21 protein-coding genes and 1 pseudogene are annotated in these 20641 nt (G+C 36.4%); 2 read left to right on the top strand and 20 right to left on the bottom strand.

What is annotated here, in order from left to right; all coding sequences use genetic code 11:
* Window positions 1-16 precede the first annotated feature (16 nt).
* From SCRDD08_RS11660 to SCRDD08_RS06055, 8 genes are all read right to left on the bottom strand, one after another.
* Window positions 17-574, bottom strand: a complete 558-nt coding sequence (locus SCRDD08_RS11660) for a hypothetical protein (protein ID WP_196756174.1) — start codon at window positions 572-574, stop codon at window positions 17-19.
* Between the two features lie 15 nt (window positions 575-589).
* Window positions 590-1294 (bottom strand): hypothetical protein, encoded by a 705-nt coding sequence (locus SCRDD08_RS11665; RefSeq protein WP_196756175.1) that lies wholly within the window; start codon window positions 1292-1294, stop codon window positions 590-592.
* 4 nt (window positions 1295-1298) lie between these two features.
* Complete coding sequence (locus tag SCRDD08_RS06035; RefSeq protein WP_231089345.1) at window positions 1299-2336, bottom strand: sensor histidine kinase; 1038 nt, start codon at window positions 2334-2336, stop codon at window positions 1299-1301.
* On the bottom strand, window positions 2288-2599 hold the full coding sequence (locus SCRDD08_RS11935) for a hypothetical protein (RefSeq protein ID WP_231089346.1): 312 nt from the start codon (window positions 2597-2599) through the stop codon (window positions 2288-2290). The genes SCRDD08_RS06035 and SCRDD08_RS11935 overlap by 49 nt, the downstream gene beginning before the upstream one ends.
* Before the next feature lie 222 nt (window positions 2600-2821).
* Complete coding sequence (locus tag SCRDD08_RS06040) at window positions 2822-3370, bottom strand: DUF6036 family nucleotidyltransferase (protein ID WP_061412765.1); 549 nt, start codon at window positions 3368-3370, stop codon at window positions 2822-2824.
* The gene (locus SCRDD08_RS06045; RefSeq protein WP_061412768.1) at window positions 3363-3650 is read right to left on the bottom strand and encodes a hypothetical protein; all 288 of its coding nucleotides are present in this window, start codon (window positions 3648-3650) and stop codon (window positions 3363-3365) included. Before SCRDD08_RS06045 ends, SCRDD08_RS06040 begins: the two co-directional genes overlap by 8 nt.
* Window positions 3650-4108 carry a hypothetical protein gene (locus SCRDD08_RS06050; protein ID WP_061412771.1) on the bottom strand — a complete coding sequence of 153 codons (459 nt, stop codon included), beginning with the start codon at window positions 4106-4108 and terminating at the stop codon, window positions 3650-3652. Before SCRDD08_RS06050 ends, SCRDD08_RS06045 begins: the two co-directional genes overlap by 1 nt.
* Entirely contained in the window at window positions 4098-5015 is a 918-nt protein-coding gene (locus SCRDD08_RS06055; protein ID WP_061422855.1) for an IS1595 family transposase, read from the bottom strand. Before SCRDD08_RS06055 ends, SCRDD08_RS06050 begins: the two co-directional genes overlap by 11 nt.
* Window positions 5016-5410: 395 nt before the next feature.
* Between SCRDD08_RS06055 and SCRDD08_RS06060 the strand changes: the two genes are divergently transcribed.
* Complete coding sequence (locus SCRDD08_RS06060) at window positions 5411-7681, top strand: N-6 DNA methylase (RefSeq protein ID WP_061422856.1); 2271 nt, start codon at window positions 5411-5413, stop codon at window positions 7679-7681.
* A gap of 67 nt (window positions 7682-7748) precedes the next feature.
* Here the strand turns inward: SCRDD08_RS06060 and SCRDD08_RS06065 are convergent, their stop codons facing one another.
* From SCRDD08_RS06065 to SCRDD08_RS06100, 6 genes are all read right to left on the bottom strand, one after another.
* Window positions 7749-8519: an ATP-binding protein gene (locus tag SCRDD08_RS06065; protein ID WP_061422857.1), complete on the bottom strand. Its 771-nt coding sequence runs from the start codon at window positions 8517-8519 to the stop codon at window positions 7749-7751.
* Window positions 8520-9945: 1426 nt separating this feature from the next.
* The gene (locus SCRDD08_RS06080; RefSeq protein ID WP_061422859.1) at window positions 9946-10389 is read right to left on the bottom strand and encodes a MepB family protein; all 444 of its coding nucleotides are present in this window, start codon (window positions 10387-10389) and stop codon (window positions 9946-9948) included.
* A gap of 52 nt (window positions 10390-10441) precedes the next feature.
* Window positions 10442-11236 carry an alpha/beta hydrolase gene (locus SCRDD08_RS06085; RefSeq protein ID WP_061422860.1) on the bottom strand — a complete coding sequence of 265 codons (795 nt, stop codon included), beginning with the start codon at window positions 11234-11236 and terminating at the stop codon, window positions 10442-10444.
* A 61-nt stretch (window positions 11237-11297) separates the two neighbouring features.
* Window positions 11298-12866: a signal recognition particle protein gene (gene ffh / locus SCRDD08_RS06090; RefSeq protein WP_061422861.1), complete on the bottom strand. Its 1569-nt coding sequence runs from the start codon at window positions 12864-12866 to the stop codon at window positions 11298-11300.
* A 56-nt stretch (window positions 12867-12922) separates the two neighbouring features.
* Window positions 12923-13255: a putative DNA-binding protein gene (locus SCRDD08_RS06095; RefSeq protein WP_005590307.1), complete on the bottom strand. Its 333-nt coding sequence runs from the start codon at window positions 13253-13255 to the stop codon at window positions 12923-12925.
* A gap of 120 nt (window positions 13256-13375) precedes the next feature.
* A complete protein-coding gene (locus SCRDD08_RS06100; RefSeq protein WP_061422862.1) occupies window positions 13376-14074 on the bottom strand; it encodes a GntR family transcriptional regulator in 699 nt (232 codons plus the stop codon).
* Between the two features lie 240 nt (window positions 14075-14314).
* On the opposite strand from SCRDD08_RS06100, the gene guaA reads away from it, so the two are divergent.
* Window positions 14315-15874 carry a glutamine-hydrolyzing GMP synthase gene (gene guaA, locus SCRDD08_RS06105; RefSeq protein ID WP_061422863.1) on the top strand — a complete coding sequence of 520 codons (1560 nt, stop codon included), beginning with the start codon at window positions 14315-14317 and terminating at the stop codon, window positions 15872-15874.
* Window positions 15875-15933: 59 nt separating this feature from the next.
* Here guaA and SCRDD08_RS06110 read toward each other — a convergent pair whose 3' ends face one another.
* From SCRDD08_RS06110 to SCRDD08_RS06135, 6 genes and pseudogenes are all read right to left on the bottom strand, one after another.
* Window positions 15934-16914: a DUF1002 domain-containing protein gene (locus SCRDD08_RS06110; protein ID WP_061422864.1), complete on the bottom strand. Its 981-nt coding sequence runs from the start codon at window positions 16912-16914 to the stop codon at window positions 15934-15936.
* 169 nt (window positions 16915-17083) lie between these two features.
* Window positions 17084-17935 (bottom strand): alpha/beta hydrolase, encoded by an 852-nt coding sequence (locus SCRDD08_RS06115; RefSeq protein WP_061422865.1) that lies wholly within the window; start codon window positions 17933-17935, stop codon window positions 17084-17086.
* 182 nt (window positions 17936-18117) lie between these two features.
* Window positions 18118-18699, bottom strand: a complete 582-nt coding sequence (locus SCRDD08_RS06120) for a GrpB family protein (RefSeq protein WP_061422866.1) — start codon at window positions 18697-18699, stop codon at window positions 18118-18120.
* Between the two features lie 74 nt (window positions 18700-18773).
* A pseudogene (locus SCRDD08_RS06125) lies at window positions 18774-19510 on the bottom strand (DUF3307 domain-containing protein).
* A complete protein-coding gene (locus SCRDD08_RS06130) occupies window positions 19507-20172 on the bottom strand; it encodes a SatD family protein (RefSeq protein ID WP_061422867.1) in 666 nt (221 codons plus the stop codon). The pseudogene SCRDD08_RS06125 and the gene SCRDD08_RS06130 overlap by 4 nt, the downstream one beginning before the upstream one ends.
* Before the next feature lie 64 nt (window positions 20173-20236).
* A complete protein-coding gene (locus tag SCRDD08_RS06135; RefSeq protein WP_061422868.1) occupies window positions 20237-20554 on the bottom strand; it encodes a TfoX/Sxy family protein in 318 nt (105 codons plus the stop codon).
* Between the last annotated feature and the right edge of the window lie 87 nt (window positions 20555-20641).

The following is a 20641-nucleotide window of genomic DNA, read 5'->3' on the forward strand; positions in this document are numbered from 1 at the left end:
TTTCTAAAAATTCAAATTATAAATATTTTTTTAATATACTATCAGCATTAAATGTCGGTTGTCCTTGTCTTTGATAATATGAACTAAATCTTGCAATAATATCTCTCTTAAACGAATCTGTAATTGTTCCAATTTTAACTAAATTTCGTTCTGCAAATTCATTCTTTTCTCTATCATATTTTAGGCATGTTAACAAACTAAAATCTATAAAACCTCCATCGAAAAACCCTACTTTAGGTAAAAAATGATATCTCATAGATTTTTCATGAGAATTTCTAGACCATGAAGCTATCTTATTTCTATTTCCATTTGAAATCTTTTCTTCCGTTTTTTGTTGCTCAGAACACTTTTGTATGGTTTTATTGAATTCGTCAACACTTTCATAACTTTGAATTTTAGCAAACAAGATATTTTCAGCTTTATCATTAGCTAAATCACAAGCCGGCGTTAATACTATAAATTTTTCATTACTATCATCATCTTTGTAAATATCACAATTACATATCCTGTCAATTGGATTTGGGAACATATACATTTCGATAGGCTCAACATCCAAATAACCATCATTAAACATATATTTATTATTCAACTAACTAGATACATAACGTATTATCACTTTTTCTTGAATTCCCTTATCTAAACCATTAATTTCCTCTTTCTTATTTATAAAACACTCTGGTAATATATTCCAGAAAAAATCTTTAATATGCTTATCTACTTTTCCTCTTGAACCAAATATGCTAAAAATAGAAGTATTGTAGTAATCTATTAACTCTTCAACAACTTCTTCTAATGTTGGTGTCTCTTTAGAACAAGATTTAATAATATTTCGATTTATCTCTTGAGTCATCTTATTAGGAAAACCCGTTCTAACAATTATTGGTATAATTTCCTTACTAATAATGTTTTTCAATAAAACATTCCCAGAATAATTTTCATCTTCTTTATTATTATCATCAGTTTCTAATTTTAAATCTACAATCAAAGCATGAAAGTTCTCTTTATACAATAACAGCATTGCTTTCTCTGGTGTATCAGCAGCTTTATATATTACTGAAAAATTAAATATTTCATCAATTTCGCTACTTAAGCTAAAATCCTCTTTTAACTTATTATAAACTGCTTCTTTATTATCTAGTATAGATAGCTTTGCAATCTGCTTCCCCTCAGTAATTCCAAGAATCTTGCTTGCTTTATTTATGAAATATTTTTTATTAAAGTTCTCAATCGCTTCTTTTAATTGTTGTTCTTGCTCTACATCATCGTCTATCAATAAAATTTTAAATTCACTCATACAGCTAACTCCTTAATAAAGTTATTCTAAAGCAAGCTCCTTTAATAGCCTCTATAGCTTCTAACTTTCCATTATTTCTTTGGATAGCTTCTCCTGCTATAGCTAAACCCAAGCCTGTACCATTATCATCTGACACTCTTTTTTTGCCAGAATATCCAGGAGTGAAAAGAATATCATCCTCCAAATCTTCTTTAGATATGCCTGGACCATTATCCAAAATTTCTATGTAGATTTTATCATCATCTCCATAAGACATTATCTCAATTGATTTTAATGGTTCAGAAGAAAATTCCACCCAAAACATTGCATTCTCAACAATATTAGTCAGCGCCATATACAAATCTTCTTCAATGATATTTGTATAAAGATCTTCTACACTGTTATACTGTATTTCAACATCTTTATCTTTAGCAATTTCTTCAAACAATTCAATAACTCCGTTTATTTGTTTCTGAACACTTGTTTTTTTGCACTTACCCCTTTTATTAGAGGATAATGGATCCAAGCGTTTAAAAAAATTACTCATTCTCATAGCTTCATCACTCAGTTTTTTCATTTGATCTGACAATTTATTGTAACTAGATGCTCCAAGTTCTTCACACTTATATAAATTATCTAAATATTCTTTAATTGTAGGAATTCTGTTAGTATACCAAGAAAGAGGTTTTCTTCCTTCATGTAACACAACACTTATCACATTCCCAAGAGTTGTATGCTTCTGATAAATTGCAATAGTTTCTTTAACTTCTAAAAATTCTGTTTCCTTTTCTTTCTCTAAATTCTTTATTTCTTTAGTTAACTCTTTATTTAATAGCGTAATGTGTTCATCAGTCTTCTCAGGCGATTTCATTAAATTTTTATATGCTTTTTCAACCGCTTTTTCCATTTTTTGATTGATATGGCTAAAATCAAAAAGTTTATCTATTGCCTCTGGCTTCTTTTTTGTTGCTTTTTGTCTATACCTAAATCTTTCCTTTTCTAATAAGCTAAGACTCAAATCAGCAATTCTCTGCAGTGTATAAAAATTAGAGTTTTCATACAATCCGTCTCTAGCACTTTTTCCTTTAGTCCAGACATTTCTTCAGATTCTATACCTATTTTTCCATTAATTTGTTCTGAACCTATTGACATACTAGGATTTTGTACACGCTTAGAGTCTAAATTTAACCAGTCAAACCCCTTATCTCCATATGGTCTTATTCTAAAATCATTTCTAAAAATACTAATACCAGATTTGTCAATCAACATATTTTTTATTTCTGTTTTAGAAAGATTTGTATTTTGATTTCCATTAACAAAATTCATTATCACTTCTATTCCTGATGGATCTTTATCATAAACCCTATAATCAATACTAATTTCCCCACATGATACAGAACCTTTAGGTAATTCATCTATAAAGCTATCTTTAAATTTTTTTTCTTCTTTTGTATAAAAATTTAGGGAACTATATACCAGTTTACACTAGATACAATATATAGTATTCAAGATTATCAAAAAAGGCGACTTCCAAACGGAAATCGTCTTTTAATAATGTCTAAACTCTTCAGAGTGTTCTCTCATATACTCTGCCAACCATTCCATACCATAGGCAATTTCAAAGACTTCCAATATCAGTGAAATGTCTGGTTGAAAACCGTATTCTTTGAGCTTGTGAATAACATCTTTTATGGAACGGATTTTAACCAGCTTAATAATGTCCCCAGCATCCTGCCTGTCTCTATCTCGTCCGCTTTCTAGTTTCATTCCGAGAATGTAAGAAAGTGTCGGAACAAGGACAGTCAGGTTTGAATAGCTATATGCCTTCTCACAGATAGAGCGTGGCGGTATTCTATTCATATTGGCAACGTTATTGTTTAACCACAGTTCTTCAGGCTCGTTCACTCCGAAATCATTACCAACTTTCTCAATAATGCTTCTGATTTTAGTATCTTCTTGATAAAAGGCATCGACATCTTGCGTTCCTCGGAGATTATAATACTCAAGGACGAAGCCACCAACGCAGATAATTTCAAGTTCAATGTTTTCCTTAGTTAATTCAGTATTGAGAGCTTCAAATAAGATTTTCTTATCCATAATTCCCCTCTCTAAACAGCTTCAGAATATCTTTTGGTTGACTTTTACGATTTGCTTGTAAAACATGTTCTCTTGTATGTGTGCCGTCTGTCAAGGCATCTTGAAGAGTTGTCTTTTGGAAAGGTGTCAAGATAGGATTTTTCAACAACCTTTCCACGTCATCATTAGTCAATTTTGTATCGTCGTCTTGAATAACCTTATAAAGATAGCGAAACCATAAATCGCCATCACTTCCAGCATGTTCGCTGGCTCTTACCATGTAATCATACCATGTTGTCATTATTCGTCTCCCTTATCTTCTCTAGGGTTATAGTGCATCGCTATCCAAAGTTTCTTATCAAAATCAGATAGTTCTTTTTTCTTTGGATAAACGCAGTCATTCAAATCAGGGAATTTGAGACTATACTTTTTCTCAAAAAAGTTTTGAAACTCCTCTTTATTCTCTGCGACATCAATCAAGGCTTCTAGCTCTACCATGTGTTTAGCGATTGCTTTTCTATCTACTTTTTTGAGGCTTTCTTTCAACGCATCGTAGACACAAGTCTTTGTTAGTTGAGCGTAAAAAGAACGATGGTTAGTAACAAAATCAAAACTGTACTTCTTATTCCAGAATTTCGTATACTTGTCATAAAATCTATCAGAAAGACTAACCTGATACCCAATTAGTTTACTATCAACTCTTCGAGAAATAGACCTTTCCAATTCAAAATGTAAATCATTTAGTGTATTAGTAGCCATAAATCAGCTCCCTATATTTAGTACGGACACAGGCATTTGAAAGTAAGAGATTAAAACGCTGACTATCCGAATAATCACGAGTATTGTAACGGAAAACAAATTCATCTACATAGTCTTGAAGATATTTCTTAGACCATGAATGATAAATTCCTAAAACGCCACGTTTCAATCCAGCCCAAAAGCCTTCAATCGTGTTAGTATAAACATCACCTTGTACATATTCACGAGCACCGTGATTTACAAAGTTATGTTGATACATCTTAGCCACTTTATTATAACCCAGCCATTCGTCTGTGTAAAGTTGAGCAGTCTCTTTGACATATTTGACGATTTGCTCGGTCAATGTTTTTGTCTTTGTATCTGGCACATGATGAGCATTGACTTTTCCTTGGCGTTGTACCATGCCTACTACAGCAGATTTATCTTTCAAAGAACGTCCTTGTGCGTTTTTGACTTTCTTAGAATTATGGCGGTTCTTGTTTTTACCGCCAATATAGGTTTCATCAACTTCTACAACATCATCAAGACCATTGCCGTTTTCAGTACCAAAGCATTTGCGAATACGTTCCAACATAAACCAAGCTGTTTTTTGCGTAACACCTATGTCTTTTGATAGTTGCACAGACGAAACGCCTTTTTTATGGGAAGTTACAAGCCAAATTGCAATGAACCATTTACGCAGTTCAATCTTAGTATTATCAAAAAGAGTGCCAGTTTTGACATTGAAGTATTTTCCTGTATTCTTGCAACGATATTTATTACCTTTGCATTTATATACTTTTGAAGTAGCATCAAAAGGGCTGACAATCACATCACCCCAAATCATATTTTCTAAATGGTCTATACATGACTGTTCGTCAGGAAAAGCAGATTGTAAATCGAATAATGACTTAAATTCAAACTTCATAACTGTTACTCCTCACTTCTTAATTGTATTATACCGAAACAAAGAGTATCTGTCAACAAAAGTGTAAACTTCTACTATACAAAATATAAAAATTTTGATATAATAGAAGTATCAAAACATAAAGGAAATTGAGTATTATGAACGCAATCACAGCTCACAGCTCACAGCTCACAGCTCACAGCTCACAGCTCACAGCTCACAGCTCACAGCTCACAGCTCACAGCTCACAGCTCACAGCTCACAGCTCACAGCTCACAGCTCACAGCTCACAGCTCACAGCTCACAGCTCACGCTGATTATGTAATCGGACGTGTTTTTTGTCAACCTCTAAAACAGGCTTTTTCACATTTTTGTGAGGAAGTTTTTTATATCCTTTCAATTAGTGAGGTGGCATAATGGTCATCTCACTAATTGAAAATAAAGTCTCTGAAACGAAGACAGAAAATATCTTTAGAGAATTTTATGAACCAAATACTTTTTTAGAGAAAAGTGCTATTCCTGATGTATACGGATTTAAATCAAAACAAGGTACAGACTATAAGGGTTTTCCTGATTTTTTCTTAGATAAACAATCCTTTGCAATTATTGTTGAAGCAAAAGCCTTAAAACATTCCTCCGCCGAAGCTGAAGTAAAGTGGTATATGGAAAATAATCTATTGCATAATGGGATAATCGGCATAGCAATATCAGGTCAAGAACTGAGCCAGATTAAAGTTACCTATTATTACAAGGAAACTCCTCAATCTGGTATTATTCCATTTCATATAAAAGATAAACTACTTAGCCTTAAAAACTTAGAAAAACTATTCATACAAAAATTTAAAGGAGAAATTGTAAGTGAATCGGAATTAACTAATATACTCAAACAGTTAAATGAAATATTCCATGCTGGAGGAAAAGTTCGAGATACAGATAGAAGTTTATTTTTCTCAGGTATATTGATAGCTTTGCGGAACAACAATTTCAGAAACCAATATAAGCATACTACTGCACCTGATGTTGAAGATACCGCTACTACAGATGCAACCATATTAGAAGCTCATAATTTAAACAAGTCTCTATTAGATGCTATAGAAACAGAACTAAAACGAAAAGTCAATAATCTTTCAAAAGAGTTTAATTGGAGAGATAGATTTTCGTTTATTTCAAATATAGACTATCATTTAGAAGACTATATAAATCTTATCTCTCTTATAGAAAATAAAATTTTCGTTCCATTTATTAACAATGAAAAATTAGATATTTTAGGAAAAGCCTATAAAATATTCTTATCACGTTCAGGTCAAGCTGAAAATAAGAATATTATTTTAACTCCAGACCATATAAAATCCTTGATGGTAAAATTAGCTCGTCTCAATGTCGATGATGTTGTCATAGATACTTGTATGGGGTCAGGAGGTTTCTTAATGGAAGCACTTGAAATTTTAAGTAGCTTAGCTCAAGATGACCTTGAGAAACAAGATTATATTAGACAAAATCAGTTGATAGGTTTTGAAAACGATTCTGTATTATTCGCATTAGCGTGTTCAAATATGTTCTTGCATGGTGATGGTCGCTCTAATTTGATGTTCCGGAGTAGTTTGCTATCAGACACCTCGCAAGCAATAGTGAATAATAGAGATGCAATTCTTCTCGAAAAAATCAGAGAAAAGAAACCAACAAAGTGTATAATCAATCCTCCCTACGAAAAAACGAGCCCTATAGATTTCACTAAACAGGCTATTGAATATCTTGAACCTAATGGTAAACTCATTATCATTATGCCTACACCAACACTTAGAAAATATCAGGAGGTAGATGGAAAAACAGAGGAAATTTTACGAATGGCTAAATTGGATTTTGTAATCAAAATGCCATTTAACCTATTTACTGAACAAGGTCGGTCGGTGAACACATCAATTTTTGGATTTACAAAGACAAAGCACAATGAAAATGACGAAGTATTATTCTACAACTTAGAAGAAGATGGCTTTGAATCTATTCAGCATAAAGGAAGAGTTGATGTTGCCAATCGGTGGAATGACATTGAAAATCAAATCATAGATGCTATTCAAAATAGCAGAGAAATCAAAGGCATATCAGAGAAACGAAAAATATATAAAAACTCTGTCTTAAATTGTTCAGGCTACATAGAACTGGAAGAAAACACATCAAAAACATTAGTGAAATTTAACGATATTTTTGAAATTTCTCCAAAAGGTAGTCTTGCCTCAACCAAAAATGACCCTAGCGGAAAATATGATTTTATTACCGCTTCAGATGAGTGGAAAAAACATTCATCTTATGATTATGATACAGAAGCCCTTGTATATGCACTTTATGCAGCAGGTTCTTTAGGGAAATCTCAATATGTTAACGGAAAGTTTACACCAAGTAATTTATGTGTTGTTCTGACACAAAAAAATGAGAAATACCCTGTAAATTTGAAGTTTTATAACTGGTATCTTGAAGCCATTCGTAAACAACTTGTATCTGATTTAGCAGACGGTACATCTAAATTAACTATTCCAAGAGATGACTTGCTACCTGATTACTACATAGAATATTTCCCCATCGAGGAGCAGGATAGATTTGTGGAAAAATATATAGTGCCTTATGAAAAACTACAACAAAAGCTGAAATTAGAAGAAGAAAAACTCAAAGATGAAATGTCTTCCCTAATTTAAGTAACCTCAATGAAAAAGACGATTTCCATTCAAAAGAAAGTCGCCTTTTTTGATATTATCGGAAATACTATATCTTGTGGTTAGTGTAAACTGGTATATAGTTCCCAAAATTTAAATATTCCAATTCATAACTAAAATCAGAATGTATTTTACCAGATAACTTATAATGCCACGCTTCACTGAATTCTAACTGTGAAATTTCTTTGCAAATATTCTTTTTAACATCGCTATAAAAATTTTCATAGCTAACGATTATTTTAAAATCTTTTACATTTGATAATAGCTTTGATAATTCCTTCTCAACTTTTTGTGAATCAATTTCACTTATTTCATCCGCTAACACATTACCATATTCGTTTGTAATGATAAGTTTAGTTCCAGAATCATCCGTGGTTTCAGATGTTGTAATAACAATTGGAATTTCACTCAACTTCTTCTCAGAATTAAATTCATCCCAATCAAAATGAGCCATGGTTTTAATACCATCTTTTATTGTAATTAATTCTAATTTGTTACCCAGTAAAGAAACAGCATACCTGCCGATTCCTTTTCTTCCTTGATAAACCCTTCCTTTTGGACTATTTTTCTTTTTCAGTTTATAGTCCGTTGATGGAACCATCCAAGCATTCAGAACTGTATCTTGACTCATTCCGTGTCCATCATCTTCAACAACAATTTTTAACTCATTCTCATTTTTTAGATATGTTATTTTTACATAGCTTGCATCTGCATCATATGAATTTTTTACAAGCTCCACTATGGCTGCTGAAAGGTCTTTAATTAAATCTTTACCAATTGACATTATTAGTCTGCCAGTAGGCTCAAAATAACTTTTCATTCTACATCTCTCCTGACCATCTACAATCTATCGATATAATCCTATTATACCAAAATTTACACTTTTACGAAATACCACATTTTTTGTAAAAGTGTAAATTCTATCAAAAATGTACTTTATTCCAACTCATTATAACCACTCCATAACCACCAAAATATACAATTGAACCTGCTACCTAATCACCATAAATCACTACTCAAAATGTACTTTATTCAACCTTAAAATAAAGTACATTTCATTTATAAAGTACATTTTTTAGAGAGTGTACATTACGCCTTAAACTCAGACGAATTAAGTGTTTATCTACTATCTAGGGAAAAGTACAAAAATTTTCAGTTTTTTTTAAATGCTGATCTTATACTGTAAAATGTACTTTATTTAAGTGAAAACTAAAAATTTTTCAATTGTACATTCATACAAAAACACGGCTCATGAATCATGGCCGTGTTATATTTTACTAAAGCTAGTTAGCTAGTTCTCTTAGTTAATATTTACTTACCTTTTATTTGCTTTAAGTCCTTTATCTCTTTTAGAATACTAAAAATATAGAAGCTAAATAGAACTACACATAAAAAAGATAAAACAAAGAAACCAAACGGAAGTTTTCTTCCCATACCAGCTAATACTCCAAGGGAAAAAATACCGATAGCCATTATAGAAATTATGAGGATAAACCACAAGTAAATCATATAAAACTTATAAAGATAGCAAAAGGACTTATTTTTTTGCTTATGCTTATCCTTCCAATTTAAATAAAATAAATAAGGTATAGAAATAATTAAAATAAATAAAAATCTCATCTCTAGCACAACTTTTTACTTTCTATTTTGGATTTCCCACAAGATCTCCCAACTTCCAAATACCAAGCCAAAAAGAAATTGTTAGCATGATAAAGAATGTAAGGAACATATTATCGACTAGATTTTTACTCATCAAGCATAGTTCTCTAGCTATATAAGGAGACACGGGAAACAAAATGCACTGTACTATAGTAATTATTTTTTTCATGATTCATTAATAATACTGTCACATATGATACAGTATACTCCTTTCTAGGAAGATTTCTTTTTATCCCTATCTTTATTATAAGCCTACAGCAATTTAGATTCAATTTTTTATATATGAAAGTAGTTTCAGAATTCGAACTTTAATTTTTTTATTATACATTGATTATCATTGAAAAAATGTACAAATCAATTTCTTAGATTTGATAATATGATGAACTATAAAATATACAAAATACTACTCCAGAATAATGTACAAAACAAAAATAAAGTACACTTTTTAAAGAATGTACTTTATGCTTCTAATTCAGTTGTATCAATGGTTTAGCTCTAGTTTAGTCAATTGTACATAAATTTTTAGTTTTACAGAATTGAGAATTGAGAAATTCAAAAACTAAACTCTGTCTTGTTTTACCTAAAACTTATTCCTTTAATTCAAATTTTTGAAAATAATCCAGTTGCCATTTTTGTGTTGCCCGAGCTGCTTTATTTAAATTGCTGCACCAGGACGGATAAAACCGCATAGCCATTTTTCCTTTACAATCCTTTGTAGAAAGAATTTTTTTACTAATAGCCACCTCTTTGGGAATGATAAATAAACCGCAATGACAGCCGTCGCTCACGACAATAACCAGTTCATCACCCAAGTCTTTATCAGTATAAGGAATATTCTTGTTGTCTTGGTCTTTTTTCCAAAAGACTGTAAAGTAGCCTTCTTTTTTGGGTGTTTTCTTTGCCAAACGGCATCTTTTATATTCTTGATCATCCTTTGGCTTAATCAAAATGCTTTCATAGTCTTCATTCCATTTTTCATTTATCAGATCAAAGTCACCATAATACCTATGAAGAATGTTTGTCATTTTCATTATTTCTTGTCTTTCTATTATTTTACCGAAATAAAATTATGTAATATAATTATTAGAATAAAAACTCCCGAATTAAATCAATGACTTGATCATTTTGCGGCAGAGATGAATGATGTGCAGCCTTAGCCTTACCTGTGATGACGACCTCTCTGTGCGAAGCGATCTTTCCTTTATAAATCAAGCTCCCAGCTTCTACACTGCTTCTATGGACAATACCATCGCCATCTCGGAAAAATATTCCCAAAATTGACAAATGCTGCAGGTTCTTAGGAAGTTTTCCCTGGTTGGCTACAAAGTCATCTAGCATCGCAACTCGATGATTGAGATTTTTCTTGTTCAGATTATAAGGACTGCCAATAGTCAGGAGCTTTTCCATCCCCAACCCTGAATGGTTTGCTAGGTATTGCTGCAGGAATACTGTATAAACTAGTCCGCCATTAGAATGTCCCAGTCCTTTAAAGCTGTTAAAAGAGTACTTTTCTTGCAAAACAGTTATGGCAGCGTTGAACATAGCAGCCTGCTTCTTGATATTTTTGTAACCATCGCGATTATTCTGAAAACCAATCACAAAAATGGGACTTCTGTCCTTTCGCTTCAAATGCCCACGATAAGTCATGCGACCGTCATTCCAGACTTTGATACGAATCAGACTATGGTGTGGATGCTGGCCATGATTGAGTTTTTGGACCATTTTGTTAAAACGATTCTCCGTTGCTGAACTCCCCGGAATCATGATGATGGGCTGAATATCAACTTTGCTCAAGGGCAGATGGCTGATGGGATGGGAAGTGAGTTTCGCTTGTATGTCGTTATAGAGCCGAATCAGGTACTTAATAGACTTTTTCATTTCCTTTTTCCTAAGTGTACAAAACAAGTTACATAAACCAAATTATGTAACTTGTTTGCAATTACTTCCGTTTTTTCTTGTTTTTCTTCATTTGTTTAGCCATTTTATTCATGCTGCGGCGCATGAGAAATTCTCCAGCTTTTCCTTTGAGACCGCCGCCAAAAAGTTGGCTCATATCTGGCATACCTGCTCCGCCTAATGCAGATAAATCCGGCATACCTCCTTGACCCATCATGCCTTCTAAAGCTGACATATCAGGCATGCCGCCCTGCATATTTTTAGGCAGATTGTTAGGATTGAGCCCCATCTGTTTCATCATTTTGTTCATATCTCCAGATAGGACGCCCTGCATCATCTGTTTGGCTTGGTTAAAGTCCTTGATAAACTTATTAACTTCGACAAAGCTATTACCAGAACCAGCTGCAATCCGACGGCGACGGCTTGGGTTGAGCAGGTCAGGATTTTCCCGCTCGGCTGGTGTCATAGAGGATACGATGGCACGTTTACGGGCAATTTCTTTTTCATCTACTTTGATATTTTTGAGAGCAGGATTATTGGCCATACCTGGCAGCATCTTGAGCAATTCTTCCATAGGCCCCATATTCTGAACTTGGTCCAGTTGGTCGATGAAATCATTGAAATCAAAGGTATTTTCCCGCATTTTTTCAGCCATTTCAAGAGACTTTTTCTCATCGTACTCTTGAGCGGCCTTTTCAATCAGGGTCAGCATATCTCCCATACCGAGGATACGGCCAGACATACGGTCCGGGTGGAAGGTTTCGATATCGGTAATCTTTTCACCAGTACCAGTAAACTTGATTGGTTTGCCAGTGATCTGACGGACTGACAGAGCTGCACCACCACGAGTATCCCCATCAATCTTGGTCAGGATGACCCCGGTTACTTCGAGTTGATTGTTAAATTCACGGGCTACATTTGCTGCTTCCTGACCGATCATAGCATCGACAACCAGCAGAATTTCATTTGGCTGTGCCAAAGCCTTGACATCAGCCAGCTCTTGCATGAGTTTCTCGTCAATTTGTAGGCGACCAGCCGTATCAATCAGGACATAGTCGTTGTGATTAGCCTTGGCTTGCTCCAAACCTTGACGGACAATCTCTACTGCTGGAATTTCTGTCCCCAAGGAAAAGACTGGCACATCAATCTGTCGGCCCAGTGTTTTCAGCTGATTAATAGCCGCTGGACGGTAGATATCCGCCGCAATCATCAAAGGACGAGCATTTTCTTCTTTCTTGAGTTTGTTGGCCAATTTACCTGCAAAGGTTGTTTTACCAGCCCCTTGCAAACCGACCATCATGATAATAGTCGGAATCTTTGGTGACTTGATAATCTCGGCAGTGTCAGAACCCAGAATTGCTGTTAGCTCTTCATCTACGATTTTGATGATTTGTTGAGCTGGATTGAGCGTGTTAATAACTTCGTGTCCAATAGCCCGCTCACGAATCTTTTTAATAAAATCTTTAACAACTGGCAGGGCAACGTCAGCCTCCAAGAGAGCAAGACGAATCTCCTTAGTCGCCTCCTGAATATCACTCTCAGAAATTTTTCCCTTTCTGCGTAGATTTTTAAAGACGTTCTGTAAGCGTTCAGTTAAATTTTCAAAAGCCATAAAATATATCTCCTCTTAATTATCAAATGATGGAAATGGACAGGTTTCTATCCGTCTTATTCTCGGTTATCAATACTGGACAAAACCGCAAGCTGCTCCTGCAAATAGGGATCATCAGGGTATTTCTCCATAATCTGGTCGAAAATCTGACTTCTGACGATATAGTCAGAGTACATGTGCAGTTTCATTTCGTAGTCTTCCAGAATTTTCTCCGTCCGCTTGATATTGTCATAGACAGCTTGGCGGCTCACATTAAACTCCTCGGCAATCTCAGCAAGGCTGTAGTCATCCGCATAGTAGAGCTCAATATAGTTCATCTGCTTGTCGGTCAGCAAAGCCGCATAAAACTCAAACAGAGCGTTCATTCGATTTGTTTTTTCAATTTCCATAAAGAATATTATACCAAATAATCCCTTTAAACTCCACTCTTTCGGTAGGTTTGAAAATGAAGAATTATAAAAAAACTGCCGATTGACAGTTTTTTGGGCAACGTAATTTAAGTTATGTAATCATGTGTTTTCTAAATAGAATTCAAAGCGTTCGCCGACATACTGGCTTTTTACATATTCAAAGGCCGTTCCATCATCAAAATAGGAAACTTGTGTTAGTCCTAAAATGGCGTGACCACGGGGAATTCCTAGGTATTTAGCGATCTTTTCCTTGGCCAAACGAGCATAAATAGTCTGTTGGGACTTGCCAATTTTATAGCCGTGCTCTTGTAGAGTTTGAAAGAAATGGCTGGTCACTTCTTCTTTTTTGAAATTCTTTATAAATTTCTCTGGAATCGAAGCAACCTCATAGACTACGGGGATATCGTCAGCGTAGCGAACCCGTTCCATGCGGATGATGTTCTCTGTCTTATGGATGCCCAACTTCTCGACTTCTCGCTCGCTAGGCAGTGTCCGACGGTAGGAAATCAGCTGGCTGGACGGTATCTTCCCTTGAGACTTCATAATTTCTGTAAAACTAGTTGTTCCGCGCATTTTTTCCTGAACGCGTGTGCTTGCGACATAAGTTCCGCTACCGACTCGACGCTCTAGCACCCCTTCCTCCACCAGAAGCGTAATAGCTTGGCGCAGGGTCATTCTGCTGACCTCGAAAGTTTCAGCAAGATCACGTTCGCTTGGCAAACGCTCGCCAATCTCCCAAATACCCTCGTCAATATCTTTTTTTATTTGATCATGTATTTTCACATAAGCAGGTAACATCCATGGTCCTCTTTTCTGATTTTAAGCAGCTTTTTTATACATTTATTGTATTATCAATTAGTTTAAAAGTCAAACTAAATATCAATCAATGTAGGGAAATCCTATTTGTTTATCATTTTTTAGAACAGATGTTTTAATTTCTCAGTTATTTTACTTGCAGCTAGTCCTATTACCTTGGAAAAATTCGATTTTTGTGATAGAATGAGGGAAAAAGATTACTTCTTTTAAGAAAGGGAAAAGATGACAACTACAACTGAATTGCAAGATGTTGAAAAAATCATCGTGCTTGATTACGGTAGCCAGTATAATCAGCTGATTTCACGTCGTATCCGTGAAATTGGTGTATTTTCTGAGCTCAAGAGCCACAAGATCACAGCGGATGAAGTCCGTGCTATCCGTCCTGTTGGGATTATCCTTTCAGGTGGGCCTAACTCAGTTTATGAAGAAGGTTCATTTGATATTGACCCAGAGATCTTTGAGTTGGGAATTCCAATTTTGGGAATTTGCTACGGTATGCAGCTTTTGACTCATAAATTAGGCGGGAAAGTATTGCCAGCAGGTGATGCCGGCAATCGTGAATATGGTCAATCCAAACTGACACGTGCTACTTCTCCTCTTTTTGAAGGCACACCAGATGAGCAGCTTGTCCTGATGAGCCACGGTGATGCGGTAACAGAGATTCCTGCAGATTTTGTCCGTACTGGTACATCTGCAGACTGTCCTTTTGCATCTATTGAAAATCCTGACAAGAAAATCTACGGAATCCAGTTCCACCCTGAGGTTCGTCATTCTGAGTACGGTTACGATATTTTGCGCAATTTTGCTCTCAATATCTGTGGCGCTAAGGGCGACTGGTCTATGGATAATTTCATCGAGATGCAGATTCAAAAAATCCGTGAAACAGTCGGTGACAAACGTGTCCTGCTCGGCCTATCAGGTGGTGTTGACTCTTCTGTTGTAGGTGTCCTCTTGCAGAAAGCTATCGGAGATCAATTGATCTGTATCTTTGTAGATCACGGTCTTTTGCGTAAAGGCGAAGCTGATCAAGTTATGGAAATGCTAGGTGGCAAATTTGGTCTTAACATCATTAAAGCAGATGCAGCGAAGCGTTTCCTTGACAAACTTGCTGGTGTATCAGATCCAGAGCAAAAACGTAAGATCATCGGAAACGAGTTTGTCTATGTCTTTGACGATGAAGCCAGCAAACTGAAAGATGTGAAATTCTTGGCTCAAGGCACACTTTATACCGACGTTATCGAATCTGGTACTGACACTGCTCAAACGATCAAGTCTCACCATAATGTTGGCGGCCTGCCAGAAGATATGCAGTTTGAGCTGATTGAACCCCTAAATACACTTTACAAGGATGAAGTGCGCGCTTTGGGTACAGAGCTTGGTATGCCTGATGAAATTGTCTGGCGTCAGCCATTCCCAGGTCCTGGGCTTGCTATTCGTGTCATGGGTGAAATCACTGAGGAAAAATTGGAAACCGTCCGCGAATCAGACGCTATTCTCCGAGAAGAAATCGCCAAGGCTGGTCTTGACCGTGACATATGGCAGTACTTTACTGTTAATACTGGCGTCCGATCTGTTGGTGTCATGGGCGACGGCCGAACTTACGACTACACAATTGCCATTCGCGCTATCACTTCTATCGATGGTATGACAGCTGACTTTGCCAAGATACCTTGGGATGTTCTGCAAAAAATCTCTGTCCGTATCGTCAATGAAGTTGACCACGTTAACCGTATCGTCTACGATATTACAAGCAAACCACCTGCAACTGTGGAGTGGGAATAAGAAATACGCAAAAACCAGCTAGAATCTAGCTGGTTTTTAGTTGCATTTTTTAGATAGTCTTATTGACCTAGTAACCCCTTAAAGAAATTGATGATTGCATTCCAGATATTGCTGAAGAAATTACCGCCATCTTCAAGAAGTCCGTTTGCATCAAAGTTAAGGTTGATATTATTGAATGTGTCACCAGCCTTTGAAACAATACTGTTTTTCAAGTCGGTGAGAGTTTTTGTGAAATCAGAATTTGTGATGACTCCGCTATTTGAAAGATTGACAGCAAAGTTAATAATCAGATTGATTTGGTCAGCTGTGACGGAACTGCTGAGACCGTAGTTTTTCAGTGTTTCTTCAACTATTTTACGGACATCAGCTTCTGTCAAGTTGCTGTTATTCTTTTTAGCATTGGCAACAGCTGTTTTAATATCTGTTAGAGCCACATTCAGCTTATCAGCATCGTAACCTTCCTTGCCCTGGTTCTCAGCGTTGATATTTGAAAGGGCTGCTAATTCTTCCTGAGCCAAATCTTTATTTTCCTGAGGGACGCTTGCTCCATTTTCCTCCAGTGAGTAATAGATACCAGCCAGGGCGCTTTCTCCAGTTACAGGGATAGGTGCTGCTACTGTGATTTCTGCATGCTGTACGCCCAAGGTGACTGCCGCATTGCGATACATATCCTCTGTAACCTTGGTGATGTTTTGCGGCGTAACAATCTTAACTTGAAGCGGCTTCTTGTTGCCCAACTTCTTAATCTTAACAGAAGAATATAGCTGCAAACTAGGATCATTTGCCACATTCATAATCTTTGAATAGACATCAGGTGTCATTGTTTTCAGAGGTTTAGAATCACTCGATGCATTGTAGCCTAAGAGCTGAAGCGTTTGCTCTTTTTGACTGTCATCCAAGGAATAGCCCAAGACATACTCAGGCTGAACATAGGTTTCGTCAATGACTTTTTGAACGTTTGTGTCAGCAGTTGCTGTAGATACGGTAAAGAGCGTAGCTAGAAAAGCTCCTGCCGTTAGTAATGTTTTCTTAAATTTCATTTTACTCCTCAATCTATCTCTAAACAATAAGGTTTTAGAGAAGCTTCGATTATAATCAGCGGATTGCGCTGTCACATTAAATTAGGAAAGGAAAACTTTCCATAGAACAAAATAGTATAAAATGCTTAAAGTTTTCTTATAGACAAAGAATAGCCTGCAATTCTTAAAATCATTTGCCCCAAAGAAAATCAATCAATAACCTATCTACTTCTGGATTTTCATGCAGCTGGCTATGCTGAGCCAGAGGGCCAGTCACTCGTTTTTCCTGATAGGACTTGGCATTGTCAATTACAAGATACTTGAGACTGCGAGAAGAAACGTTTAAAACAGAACCATCCGATTGATTTTTAAAATCTCCATAGATATTAAGCACATCCACTTGATCTTGCGGATAAATTTCGCGCAAGCCCAGAAGTTTTTGATAGCTATCACTCATGGCGCTAGGTTCCCCTGTTTTGGAATCTAGAATGGTCAAATTAGCCGGCAAATCCATGCCCTCCAAACCATTGACATGATTGGCGATATTTACCTGCTTTTGTAGTTGTGGAAGTTCTTCATTTTGAGCGTGCTCCAATAGGTAAAATAAAATAGACATATTTCCCATAGAATGTGCAACAAAATTCATCTTTTTAAAGCCATATCTTGCTTGAAACTCTCTAACAACTGCTGCCGCATACTCTCCATCCTGAGCATAGTTGGCATTTCGATTGTCCGCGAACTCAACCATGACAATTGGATTAACAGCATCTTTCGGAATATCTCCTTTAAGAGTTACTTGAGCGTGACTATCAACTGTAGCTGTGATGATGGTTTGAGTAACTCCAGCTTTTCTGGCCGCTTCTGCCATATGCTTTTCAGCATTAGCACTCGATCCATAACCGTGGAAAAACAAGGTAGGTGTGCTTGACTGAATATAGTCTCTACTATTTAATCCTTTGTTTTGCCGATTGTAGATTAGAAATAAGCTAATAAGAGCAATGAACAGAAAAGATGATAGTGCTATGATAGACCGCTTTTTCATTTGCCACCTCCTATCTTGTATACATTAGTATTATAACATTTCTAATAACCTTAAACAACTAAAGAAAACAGGCATTCTATTTAAAAAGAATTAATGAGAATTTTATATGTATTAAATCGTATCTATTTTGTTTTTATTCGTATTAACTTGAATAGACTATCATCGCATCGAGAACCATCATGCTATTCAATTTTATCGTCATACCTTCTCTTATAAAGATTTTGGGCTTTTTGCGTGTACTGCCTGATGAAATCAGTTTTAGCTTCTGTATAGGCATCACGATTGTGCTCGTACTTTTTCCATAAGGTCAATTTTAGCTGCTCGTAGTCCTTAGCGACATCTGGATGAGCTTTCAGATAGTCTCGGAAATAGAGTTCATCATTGTCTCCGTAGTAGCGCAAATGCAAGTGAAAAACGCGTTCAGCAAAACCTTGCAGTGTGTAGCCCTTGTTAAAAGTCATTCGGCCTTCTGACTCTGACATAAGCAGGTAGCCATGCTCTAGCAATTCTCTCTTGATGCTCCCCATATCTTCACTTCGAGGAATTTCTAAAAGAAGGTCTATAATCGGCTTAGCCCATATCCCCTCAATAGATGTGGAACCAATATGATGCATCTTATACAATTGATTTTCTGGCAAAAAATTTACTATTCTTCTGCTTTCCTCTACATACCAAGCTGCCCAATCCTTATTGTGCTCCTCTAAGAAAATCGGGAACAACTGCCATAATTCTTCTAAAGACATATCTTCTAGGGCCTTTGCCATGTGACTTCTCCTTACCTTGTATCAAATGAGAATTAGAGTAAAGACCGGGAATCCTATCCCAGTCTCAGTTTTTATTACCAATAAAGCAAGCCATAAGTCAGTAAAACGCTGATCATACTAAAGAGTGAGCCAATCAAATAGTATTCTGCAAAGGACTGGCTTTCAGAAATTTTATTATAGCGGGCAATAGACTTAGCCGTAAAGACTAGCCCAATCGCTGTAAATTGCCCGAAAATAAGGGAAAGTCCCATAATCAAGCGTTCCAAAATCCCAATCATGGCACCAGCCCCCACAATGTCTCCCCACTGTCTTCTCCTGCCTGATACTTGCTGAAGAAAAGTTTAAAGAGGATATTAACCGGATTACCGGTAAGGGCGAAGAAAAAGAGAGCCTGCAGCATGAGATAACGCTCAGACAGCCAATTAGGAGCTGGAATTTGCTGCTGCCCTAAGAGAAAATAAAGAGCAAAAATGCTCATCAGATGCAAGACCTGATCCAGTATAAAGGCAAACTTTTGAGCATGATGCCGGACAATCGATGAATTCAGCTTATACTTCAAGAGGTCAATAAGCGCATGACTGAACCAGACCAAGGCAAAATATAGCAGATAATTAGGTAAGATGAGCCCCAAGAGCAACAAAGGCAAGAGAACAATTCCCAAGTGGAGAATCAAAAAATTTAACCGCCGGCTTTTGAGGTCGGCCATTTTCTGACTTTGAAGCTGAAAATCAGCTAGTACATGAGCCAGCAAAGTCAGTACAAGAATCGGATTCTGCATGAAAAATTCTGAAAATCCCATAAAATTTGTCATTGTTCAGCCTCCTTTGCTGCCTGTAGAATCATTCTCATAGCTAAACGGCGATTTCTCAGATAAATCTTCAAACCAGACGACTTGAGCCGCTTACTAAGCGCACTGGGACTAATCTGCAGCAGCTCTGCTATTTCCCCATGAGAAAAATTCTCGTCATAGATATATTCCATAAGCATCCGCTCCAGAACCTCTCTCTGACTGGTATTCCACTTACTCTGGATAAATGAAGTAGCTGCCAGCACCGTATTGACCGCCTGACTGAGCTCTTCATCTCCCAAGGATACAGCTATACGGCTGCTACCATAGTCGTTCTTCTCATGAATAACATCAATGGCCGCGCGTGCCCTCCAGTAGGCCGGACCGTCCGCACCAATACTGTGCTCCCGATTAATATCCGTCACAATCTCCCCCAGACCAAGTCCAAAGCGAATCGGATGAGGAAAGCCCAAGGCAATCTGATCAAGGAGCTGCATAATCTCTGGATTAGGCCGTAGCAAAGCCTGAAACTCATCTCCAGTTGTTACTGTAAAAGGTGACACCAGATAATCCCGATAATCCTGATTTAGCACCGCCATCATGTCCTGCAGATCCTTCTGAGCCTGCTTACGATTTTTCAGCTGTTTGGATTCTATTAAATCTCCAATAAGAGCAATATAAAGCATACCAAACCTCCTTTAAGTCTATTATAACGGAAAATTTTAAAAAATATTCATTATAATAGCTCGACTATTTTTTCTTTTTAGGTGCTGGTAAGGCAGGATAGGCAGCTTCAATTAGTTTGCAGAGAAAGGCAGCATCTTCTACTTCTTTTATATGAAGCATTGGTTTTGCACCTGGATAAGGGATTTCATAGACTGGATTTTCCAAAAGATCAAGAGCTGGCTGGACTGGCTTGAGCAGCAGGCGATTATCATAAATCCCGCCGAATAAGCTCCCCCGATAATAGAGCAAATATTCCCCCATCATCTTGCGAAAGCTAATTTCTTGGCCTAAGCCCTGCAGCTGCTTCAGAATAAAATCCAAATATTCTTGACTAGATGCCATCGGAACACCTCCATGAATTGATACTTTATTATACCAAAAATGGGTGAAGATTTCCTGACCAAGAGATTAACTCATCTCCTTCAATCC

Origin of the sequence: Streptococcus cristatus (assembly GCF_001578775.1) — a bacterium.
Classification (GTDB): Bacteria; Bacillota; Bacilli; order Lactobacillales; family Streptococcaceae; genus Streptococcus; species Streptococcus cristatus_A.